Raw genomic sequence first — 8,632 nt, 5'->3', positions numbered from 1 at the left:
TAAAAAGGCTGGGGGGTCCCCCTTCCCGTCTTTTTGACCCGCCCGGTTCCCAGCCGCGGTGGCCGGGGCCATTCCCCACAGGCGGGTTTTTTGCCATCAACCTGCGGCATGCCGTAAGGAGCGGATATATGGAAAAACTGGAACGTGAAATCATGCAGGTGAGCAAGGAAATCGCGGTGAAGTTCATCGAAGCACAGCGCCTTTCTCCCAGCAACTTTGAAGAGATCTTCCCCGCCGTGTACCGCGTGGTCATGGAAACGGCCCTCAAGGGCAGGGAAAAACTCACAGGTGAAGGAGAAGCGGAATGAACGGGAACTACCAGCCCGGTGACGACCATACCCGCAATGTGTCCGAAATGTTCGGCCGCATGACGCCGTGGTATGACCTGCAGAATCGTGTGTTCAGCCTTTTTCTCGACTGCTGGTGGCGGCGCAACCTGGTGCGCTCCGTGGTGCCCGGCCCCACAAACACGGTCATCGACATGGCGGCGGGCACCCTCGACGTATCCCTTGCCCTGGTGCGGCGCTACCCTTCCCTTCGCGTGTATGCCACCGACATCTGTGAGCCCATGCTCCGTTACGGAGAGGAACACAAGATGCGCGCCAGCGAGAAAGGCCGCGTGACCACCATGGTGGCCGACGCCCGCAACATGCCCCTTCCCGACGGCTGCGCCGACGCGGTGACCATAGCCTTCGGCATACGCAACATGCGCCCGCGCATGGACGCCCTGCGCGAGATGCACCGCCTGCTCGTTCCGGGAGGCCGCGCCTGCATTCTGGAATTTGCGCCCGTGTCCACGCCGGTGTTCGGCCGCTTCTACCACTGGTATCTGCGCCGTATCATGCCGAAGCTCGCCGGCCTTGTGAGCCATTCCACCTCGGCCTACGACTATTTCGCCGAGACCATCGAAAATTTCCCGAAGCCCGACGATTTCAGCAATGAACTTCGTGAGGCGGGCTTCGCCTTTGTTCAGCACATTCCCTTCACGCTGGGCGTGGCCAATCTCCACATCGCCGTGCGCGGCTGAGGCCTGTCCCGCTTTTTCCGGAGTTTTATCATGGCACTGAGTCTAGGAATCGTCGGTCTGCCCAACGTGGGCAAATCCACTCTGTTCAACGCTCTCACCAAGGCGCAGAACGCCGAAGCCGCGAACTACCCCTTCTGCACCATCGAACCCAACAAGGCCACCGTGGCCGTGCCCGACAAGCGCGTGGATGCCCTCACCGAACTGGTGAAGCCCGCCAAAACCATTTACGCCACCGTGGATTTCGTGGATATCGCAGGCCTTGTGAGAGGCGCGAGCAAAGGCGAAGGACTGGGCAATCAGTTTCTGGCCAACATCCGCGAATGTGCCGCCATCGTGGAAGTGGTGCGCTGCTTCGACGATGAGAACATCGCCCATGTGGACGGCAGCGTCGACCCCCTGCGCGACGTGGACACCATTGAAACGGAACTTCTTCTCGCCGACCTTGAAAGCGCGGAGAAGCGCCTTGATTCCCTGAAGAAAAAGGCCAAGTTCGACAAGGAGATGCAGAAGGCCCAGCCCGTGCTGGAATCTCTGGTGGCGCACCTTGGCGCAGGAAAGCCCGCCTCCACCTTCGAGGTGCCGGAACTCAATGAACCCTTCCATCAGGTCTGGCGCGAGCTTTCCCTGCTCACGGCCAAGAAGTTCATCTACTGCGCCAACGTGGACGAAGCCGGCATTGAGGAAGACAACGACCATGTGAAGGCTCTGCGCGGCCTTGCCGAAAGCCGCGGCTGCGGCATGGTGAAGATATGCGCCCGCCTGGAAGAGGAACTTCAGGGACTCTCCGACGCGGAACAGGCCGAAATGCTGGAATCCTACGGCATCACCGAAAGCGGGCTCGAAAACATCATCCGCATGGGCTATCACACTCTGGGTCTTGCCAGCTTCCTCACCGCCGGTCCCAAGGAAGTGCGCGCCTGGACCTTCAAGCAGGGCTGGAAGGCCCCGCAGGCCGCAGGCGTCATCCATACCGACTTTGAAAAGGGCTTCATCCGCGCCGAAGTCATAAGCTACGAAGACTATATGAAGTACAAGTCCGAAGCCGCCTGCCGCGCCGCCGGCGTGCTGCGCGTGGAAGGCAAGGACTATGTGGTCAAGGACGGCGACATGATGAACTTCCTCTTCAACGTGTAGGGCTTCCTGTTCAACGTGTAGCTGATAGAATCTGTTTTGAGCTGTATGTAATTAGCGAAAAATATTGACAAAGCTTGCAGACACCCTTGCAACCTGCTATATCCAAATATCTCCTCTCGGGCTACCTGAGGGGAGATATTTTCATAATTGGGGAGATACCAGGGGAGATGCCAGGGGAGATATCTCCCCCCCTCTCTGGTTACTCCATAGGTTCTCCGCAGGAGTCTGTCATGAGCATGAAAACCAGCCGCACCAGGTTCACAGGCGTGTACACAAGAGAAAGCACCGAACGCCGCTACAACGGCAAGCCGGACGTTGTCTTTTACTACTGCCTCAAAATTGACGGCAAACGCGTATGGACGAAATGCGGCTGGCGCAGCGAAGGTATGACCGCGCAGGCAGCCTATCAGATGCGCAATGAAGCGCTGGCAAAACGCCGCGGCCTGCCCACGCAGGCGCCGCGCATATCGGATGCCTGGGACTACTACAAAACTCATCATCTCCTGACTCTCAGGAACTCCAAAGCCACAATCAGTTATATGCAGAAGCATATCCTTCCGGAGTTCGGCCACATGTTCATGGACGACGTGACTCCGGCAATGGTCACCCGTTTGAAAAATGCTCGGCTGGCCAGTGGGATGGCGCCGGCTAGTGTCAAGCACATGCTTCATGTATTAAGCTCCCTCTACACCCAGACAGAAAAAGCAGGACTGGGTAAATGTAAAAACCCTGTAAAAGACGTTACCCCGCCTAAAGTGGACAATCAGCGTACCCGGTACCTTACGCATGCAGAGGCCCGTATGCTTTTGGATGCTTTGGCGAAACGATCCCCTGTCTGGCATGATATTGCAGCCCTCAGCCTCTACACTGGGGGACGACTGGGGGAGATTCTCAGCCTCACCGTGTCCTCCATAGACCTCACGGCCGGCGTTGCAGAAGTGAGCGGAAAAACCGGACGCCGTATGCTTCACCTGTCGGCGCCGGCCGCAGATATCATGAAACGGCTCATCAAAGGGAAACTCCCCACCGATCATATTTTTCCTGGAAAGGTAAACGGTCATGCCTGTGTCACTCACAATGTTTTCAATGAGCTCACGTTCAAGCTCGGCCTCAATACTCCCGAAACGCCCAGGGCGCAGCGTGTAGTTTTCCACACGCTGCGCCACACTTTTGCCAGCTGGCTTGCCATTGACGGGGTTCCTCTACTGGTGATCTCTCAGCTTATGGGGCATGCTTCCATTACCATGACCCAGCGCTACGCTCACCTGTGCCCGGACAGCCGGCAAGCTGCCGTTGCCCTTCTGGCTACACACTTCAAGAGCCCCGACGGCGATTCCGATTGATATATGCCTCGATGTCGGAATGCCTGTAAAAAACTGTACCGTGCTCGTCCTCCTGAATGTAGTCCGGACCTCCCCCTCGGCTCCGCTTGAAGGCCAAGGTCCGGGCATTGATACCATACAGTTCTTCCACCTCCGAAGAGGTCAGCAACTGCTTCATACTCAAAAACTCCATCCGCGCAGTTCTCGTCACCGCGACGGATATGGACTCCATCAACTGCACCAGCGCCTGTCTCTGGATCATTTCCTGGCTCATGCGCATCCCCCTTTGACCACCCATCCGTGGACGGGGATATCAACAATTCTTCCACCCTTGCACAGGCGGTGCAGTCCATCCAAATAGTCCCGCAACTCTTCCCGTCCGCGAAAACGGAAGGAAAAAAGATTGACGGGCACAGTCTTCCGCTGTACGTCTTTTTTCATACGCACTCCTATGGTATGTTTGCGTTCTGGCCCGCCGGGAACTTCCCTTTCCCTGCGGGCCGCTTTTTATTCGGCTTCCTTTCCGGCCATTTTCATGACCTTCATCACGGCTTCCAGCACCTCTTGCCCTTGTTTGGTGATTCTGTCCGCTTCCTCTCTGGAAATCACACCGTCGCGCAAAGCGTCGCCCAGCGCTTCCAGCAGGTCTCCAAACTCCCGGACCGACGCAGCCATACCATCCAGCATGGGCTGCTCCACATCGCCAATCTCCGGGAGACGGATAAAAAGACATCCACAGGCTCTACCTATGGCCTTGAGAGGAGCGTCACTTCCTGTGGCCCGCACGAGAGGCACAAGCAAGTCCAGATTGAACTTGTGCCGTTCCGAGCCGGACAGCTCCGCCATCATGGTTTTGTAATTCACGCCCAGCACATCGGCCACATCTTCAGCAGACAGTCCGGAAGGCGCGCACTTCACAGCCGCATGGCAGATTCTTGTGAGACTTTCCATCGTAGAATCTCGCTTCCTTTTTTACGTTCAGTTCAAGCGCCGGCCCTGCTAGCCTGTTCCCAAACGGGAACCAACGGCGCTCTCCCCCTATGAATGTAGTCTTCAGCCCTGGGCAGAAGTTCCTCCGGAAAGCCCAAGTCCACGAACTCGGCATGGCGCTTGACCGATATGCGGTCCGAACGAAGCAGGCGCGCCACCCCGACATCGCTTATGCCAAGCTTGGAGGCGGTCCACCTGAAGGTCACGCGATTGTTGTACATCCACTCTCTAAGCAGGTCATAGCGTTCCATCTTTGACCTCTACTTGCTTTTCCTATAGTTAAGTTTTGTTTTTCTGGTTCGTGTTTATTTGTTTGTTCTTCTGATTTGGAGAATAAACAAAGTTTCTTGTTTTTGTAAAGAATTTTCTTCGTTTTTAAACGAATATTATTATTTTATGCAATTATTTCAAAGAGTAAAACATATCGCCAAAAACAAGGCAGGATCAGCAAAAAGCTTAGGTGAGGCTCTTGGCTTATCCCAGTCCAGATTTAATGGCTATCTCAACGAGACGCGCCAAAACAATCTCTGGCCACTCCTGCCGCAAATCCTTGAGCTTTTCCCTGACGTCTCCCGGGACTGGCTGTATTTCGGCGAAGGAGAAATGATTGCGTCATCACCCACCGCTGCCCAGGTAGGGGAGCTGAAGACAAAGCTTGACGCCGCCAACGCCAAGCTGGACACCAAGGACGCCGAAATCGAGCGCCTGCGCGCCGAGCTGGAACGTGTCAACCGACTCTATCAAAACGTCTCCGCCAAGCTCCTTCTGGGAGATTCTACAGAAGGCTCTGCCGCCAGCTCAGCAAAAAGCGCCGATGGGCAAAAGTGAGCCGGTTTTCCTTTTTAGAAAATAATCAAAAGAAAGGAGATACAGATGACTGACCGCATTTTCCCCACACAAGTGAAAGTTTTTGAATATCTCCAATCTCTAGGAATAAAGGTCAGTTTAACAAAAATTAATCGTGATTATAAAAAGGGTTTACTAGTACGCACAACAGATAAAAAATTTTTAGAAAAAGATGTTCTTAATTATGCAAATATGCTCACTTTGCAGGAACAAAAAAGTCAAATTCAAAAGGATGATAAAATCAACCAGGAAAATACTATCCCTGACCTTTATTACTATGTACAAGGCAGTGCACAAAAACCATATACAGTAACCATAAAAGGTGAAGGAAAAAAACTAAAAGCCTCTTGTACGTGCCCCGCAGGAATGAGGGGAAAATTGTTTTGCAAACATATTGCTAAACTTTTAACCGGTGACAGCTCCAGTATTACCGAAGATTCCGACGGGATAGAACTACTTGCTAGCCGAGCCAAAGAATCTCCCCTGCTTGCTAAAGCAGCTGAATATATTTCTACCCATCCAGATCAAAACCCTAAGCCTATTTATCATATAAAAACCATCAAAGACATCATTCCAACCGTTGACTCCATGCTATCTGGTACTGGACTATGGAGTGAATATACATGTCAAAATAATGTTGATGAATTATCCATTTATATGAGAAAAACATATAAAAATGGAAAACCTTATAAGAATCCAACTCTTTTACTATATTTTAGATATTCTCCCATCCTCATATCTTCATATTATGATCCAGACATCGATGACTTTGTCGAAGAAGAAGGCGGACCAAGTTCAAGACCGTATTGCGTAGATAAAGTCAGCTATAAGAAAATAGAGTCTGCCTGTTCTACATTTATGGATAAATTACAAGCCATTATTAAAAATTATACTGTATAGCATCCGCTCATATACGCAAGGCCCGGTTCGTCACCGGGCCTTGTTTTTTCTCGATCATATCCGTATGGTGCCGTGCGTGGGCACGTCCCCCGAAAGGAGGATAAACCCATGAAGCACTTTCTCCGGGACGTGCTGGCCGCGTTTACGGCTGCCGTCCTTGCGGCTTTGGCGGCTCACTTGTTGAACCTCTAAAAAAGCAAGTCGCCCGGTAGAAGGTGCAACTTCTACCGGGCATTGAAACTTGCGATCCACAAATCGCGGAGGATGTGCCCATCTCTGGGGCAGAGGGTGTTAGCGCACTCCCTGCCCCTTCTTAATGAATCCTTTTACCCGCTACGTCAAGCCGCTGCTCGTTTCCAGGGCTCCATGCTCATGTGCTTCACGCGGTCGCGTTCTTCGGCCCGCTTACCATCGTTGAAGCGGTCCAGTCCGCCCACCAGGTAGCCGGTGATTCGGCGGATGCGCTCGAAGTGGACGCCCTGCCCTATGGTCTTTTCCATGCGCTTGCTACCCCTTCAGCACGGCGGGAAGTTCCGGCCAGGTCACGTCTGTGGGGAATCCTTCCTGGGCAGGAAGGTCACGCAGAGCCTGCCGATAGGCCTTGACTGCTTCCAGTTCCTCGGCACTGATGGGATAGTCCGCCAACAGAAGATAATCGGACGACGCAAGCGCGGCGTCACGCCGTGCCCGTACAGACGCGGAAGCCATTTCCATGACCTCTTCCTCCGACTTGACGGGAGCTTCCAGCAGCGCCCCTTCAGGGAGCGGCCCCAGCTCTGTGACATACCTGGCCTGAGTACGCCAAGTGTCGCCGGGCAGCCAGTACGGCGTTCCCGAACCTTCCACAATAACGCCGCCTTTGTCCCTGGTCTGCCGGTGATCTTCCACAAGTTCCCAGTCTTTCCCCGTCCAGCGGGCAGCCTGCTTTTCTCCGGCCTGCGGCGGCTGCTGAACCGTCGCCCCTATCACGTCAACAATGTCCTGCCTGTTAGGCCGCTTCTGGGCTTCCATTTCCCCGGTGAACTCGCCGGTTTTCAGGTCATACTTATACAGTTTCATGACAATTCTCCTTTGTTAAGTTCCAGCTGCATTACCCTCCAAACAGCAAGCGTAAAGCCGGGGGCACTCCTGAGCAAACGATTTCAGGCGCACGGCAAGACCACCTCCGGCGGATGCCGTGGTGCCGACAGGCTTTTTGCCGGACGGTCAGATTTTCAGGCTGGCCACTACCGGTATGGCGTTGACAGCCTTGATTTTCAAAGCGTTGCTCACATGCTGATAGACGGATAGCAGCATGGTGTAGGTGCTGTGCCCCATCAGTTCGGCAATGCTTTTTATATCGCCGCTTTCCGCCATGCTCAGAGTGGCGAAGGCGTGGCGCAGGTCATACGGCCGTATTTTTCGGGCAATGCCGGCCTTCCCCCTCAGTTTGCGCCATGTTTCGCTGATACGCTTTACCGGCTTGCCCCGGTAGTGAATGACGCTCGAACAAGTATTCCCGTCTTGCTTCCTCCATTCCCTGACCTTGGGAAGCAGGGCTTCATGAATGGGGACATAGCGCGCGGAAATCGTTTTTGATTTGTAGGCGCACGGCATATAAATGACTCCCTCATCGAGCAGAATGTCGTCCCACCTCAGCCGAAAGAGCTCACACGGGCCGGGACGCGCCCCTGTGTAAAGCCCAAGAAGAATGATTCTCTGTATATGCTCAGGAGCATGCTTCAGGAGACGATCAATCTCCGGTATGGTGGGCGGTTCTATGCGCCGAGAAGGCGCGTGCGGCAGCTTCATGTTCCGTATGGGCGATTCCTTCAGAAAACCTTTGGACACTGCCCAGTTGCAGGCAGCCCGAAGGACGGACAGACGACGATTTATGGTACTCTGGCCAACATTCCGCCCCCGCTGAATTTCCGAAAATACGCGCACGTCATCGAGCGTAAGACTGGCCGCCCTTCGGGCGCTAAAAAGCTCCAAGATGGGCTTGATATGATAGCCGCTCGACGATCTTGTGGACTCCCTGATATCAGGACGAGCCAGGAACTCCCGGAAAAGCTCAGCTATGGTGATTGCCGGCGCATTTGCCCTGCTGCGCTTTCTCGCCCGTGTCATGAGCACCTTTTCCCGCTCATAAATCGCCCGCTGCGCCTCCTCAAACGCGACCGCCTGCGCTTCAGATTCAAACCATCGGGTACGAGGGGCTTTTGTCCACGGATTCTTCCATTCAACCTTCCACGGTTTACGCCTCCAAGGAAAATTTTTAATCATAGCTACTACTCCTGACGATTGTTTTCCGAACAACTATCAGGAATACTTAAAATTTTATAGTCTTTCTGGCTTTTGCGGGACGCGGAGAATATGGGGCGATACAATATGCCAGGCCTTCCCGGCGCAAACGGAATAGTTATGTCCATGC

At 53.9% G+C, this 8,632-nt stretch carries 11 protein-coding genes; 7 read left to right on the top strand and 4 right to left on the bottom strand.

Annotated elements, in window-relative coordinates; all coding sequences use genetic code 11:
* The first annotated feature begins 128 nt into the window (after window positions 1-128).
* From Q0K07_RS12280 to Q0K07_RS12260, 5 genes are all read left to right on the top strand, one after another.
* The gene (locus Q0K07_RS12280) at window positions 129-308 is read left to right on the top strand and encodes a hypothetical protein (RefSeq protein ID WP_294559598.1); all 180 of its coding nucleotides are present in this window, start codon (window positions 129-131) and stop codon (window positions 306-308) included.
* Window positions 305-1,027, top strand: coding sequence for a ubiquinone/menaquinone biosynthesis methyltransferase (locus Q0K07_RS12275; protein ID WP_294559597.1), 723 nt, complete (start codon window positions 305-307; stop codon window positions 1,025-1,027). Before Q0K07_RS12280 ends, Q0K07_RS12275 begins: the two co-directional genes overlap by 4 nt.
* A gap of 30 nt (window positions 1,028-1,057) precedes the next feature.
* Window positions 1,058-2,161, top strand: coding sequence for a redox-regulated ATPase YchF (gene ychF / locus Q0K07_RS12270; RefSeq protein WP_294559595.1), 1,104 nt, complete (start codon window positions 1,058-1,060; stop codon window positions 2,159-2,161).
* Between the two features lie 230 nt (window positions 2,162-2,391).
* Window positions 2,392-3,504, top strand: coding sequence for a site-specific integrase (locus Q0K07_RS12265; protein WP_294559593.1), 1,113 nt, complete (start codon window positions 2,392-2,394; stop codon window positions 3,502-3,504).
* A 107-nt stretch (window positions 3,505-3,611) separates the two neighbouring features.
* Window positions 3,612-3,773 (top strand): hypothetical protein, encoded by a 162-nt coding sequence (locus Q0K07_RS12260; protein WP_154674803.1) that lies wholly within the window; start codon window positions 3,612-3,614, stop codon window positions 3,771-3,773.
* Window positions 3,774-3,990: 217 nt separating this feature from the next.
* Here the strand turns inward: Q0K07_RS12260 and Q0K07_RS12255 are convergent, their stop codons facing one another.
* Window positions 3,991-4,434 carry a phage regulatory CII family protein gene (locus Q0K07_RS12255; protein ID WP_294559592.1) on the bottom strand — a complete coding sequence of 148 codons (444 nt, stop codon included), beginning with the start codon at window positions 4,432-4,434 and terminating at the stop codon, window positions 3,991-3,993.
* A 348-nt stretch (window positions 4,435-4,782) separates the two neighbouring features.
* On the opposite strand from Q0K07_RS12255, the gene Q0K07_RS12250 reads away from it, so the two are divergent.
* Entirely contained in the window at window positions 4,783-5,301 is a 519-nt protein-coding gene (locus tag Q0K07_RS12250; protein ID WP_294559590.1) for a hypothetical protein, read from the top strand.
* Window positions 5,302-5,346: 45 nt separating this feature from the next.
* Window positions 5,347-6,219: an SWIM zinc finger family protein gene (locus Q0K07_RS12245; RefSeq protein ID WP_294559589.1), complete on the top strand. Its 873-nt coding sequence runs from the start codon at window positions 5,347-5,349 to the stop codon at window positions 6,217-6,219.
* Window positions 6,220-6,557: 338 nt separating this feature from the next.
* Here the strand turns inward: Q0K07_RS12245 and nrdD are convergent, their stop codons facing one another.
* The 3 genes from nrdD to Q0K07_RS12230 all read right to left on the bottom strand — a co-directional run bounded on the left by nrdD (window position 6,558) and on the right by Q0K07_RS12230 (window position 8,484).
* A complete protein-coding gene (gene nrdD / locus Q0K07_RS12240; RefSeq protein WP_294559588.1) occupies window positions 6,558-6,719 on the bottom strand; it encodes an anaerobic ribonucleoside-triphosphate reductase in 162 nt (53 codons plus the stop codon).
* A gap of 7 nt (window positions 6,720-6,726) precedes the next feature.
* Window positions 6,727-7,278, bottom strand: coding sequence for a tail fiber assembly protein (locus tag Q0K07_RS12235; protein WP_294559587.1), 552 nt, complete (start codon window positions 7,276-7,278; stop codon window positions 6,727-6,729).
* A gap of 147 nt (window positions 7,279-7,425) precedes the next feature.
* Window positions 7,426-8,484 (bottom strand): site-specific integrase, encoded by a 1,059-nt coding sequence (locus tag Q0K07_RS12230; RefSeq protein WP_294559586.1) that lies wholly within the window; start codon window positions 8,482-8,484, stop codon window positions 7,426-7,428.
* Window positions 8,485-8,632: the final 148 nt, after the last annotated feature.

The sequence above is a fragment of the uncultured Mailhella sp. genome, assembly GCF_944324615.1.
Classification (GTDB): Bacteria; Desulfobacterota; Desulfovibrionia; order Desulfovibrionales; family Desulfovibrionaceae; genus Mailhella.
This window is presented reverse-complemented; position numbering and strand designations above follow the sequence as displayed.

What these genes read in the sequence shown, in the direction of transcription:
- Q0K07_RS12280 (WP_294559598.1), top strand. Translation starts at nt 129, where the DNA reads ATGGAAAAACTGGAACGTGAAATCATGCAGGTGAGCAAGGAAATCGCG.
- Q0K07_RS12275 (WP_294559597.1), top strand. Translation starts at nt 305, where the DNA reads ATGAACGGGAACTACCAGCCCGGTGACGACCATACCCGCAATGTGTCC.
- ychF (WP_294559595.1), top strand. Translation starts at nt 1,058, where the DNA reads ATGGCACTGAGTCTAGGAATCGTCGGTCTGCCCAACGTGGGCAAATCC.
- Q0K07_RS12265 (WP_294559593.1), top strand. Translation starts at nt 2,392, where the DNA reads ATGAGCATGAAAACCAGCCGCACCAGGTTCACAGGCGTGTACACAAGA.
- Q0K07_RS12255 (WP_294559592.1), bottom strand. Translation starts at nt 4,434, where the DNA reads ATGGAAAGTCTCACAAGAATCTGCCATGCGGCTGTGAAGTGCGCGCCT.
- Q0K07_RS12245 (WP_294559589.1), top strand. Translation starts at nt 5,347, where the DNA reads ATGACTGACCGCATTTTCCCCACACAAGTGAAAGTTTTTGAATATCTC.
- nrdD (WP_294559588.1), bottom strand. Translation starts at nt 6,719, where the DNA reads ATGGAAAAGACCATAGGGCAGGGCGTCCACTTCGAGCGCATCCGCCGA.
- Q0K07_RS12235 (WP_294559587.1), bottom strand. Translation starts at nt 7,278, where the DNA reads ATGAAACTGTATAAGTATGACCTGAAAACCGGCGAGTTCACCGGGGAA.
- Q0K07_RS12230 (WP_294559586.1), bottom strand. Translation starts at nt 8,484, where the DNA reads ATGATTAAAAATTTTCCTTGGAGGCGTAAACCGTGGAAGGTTGAATGG.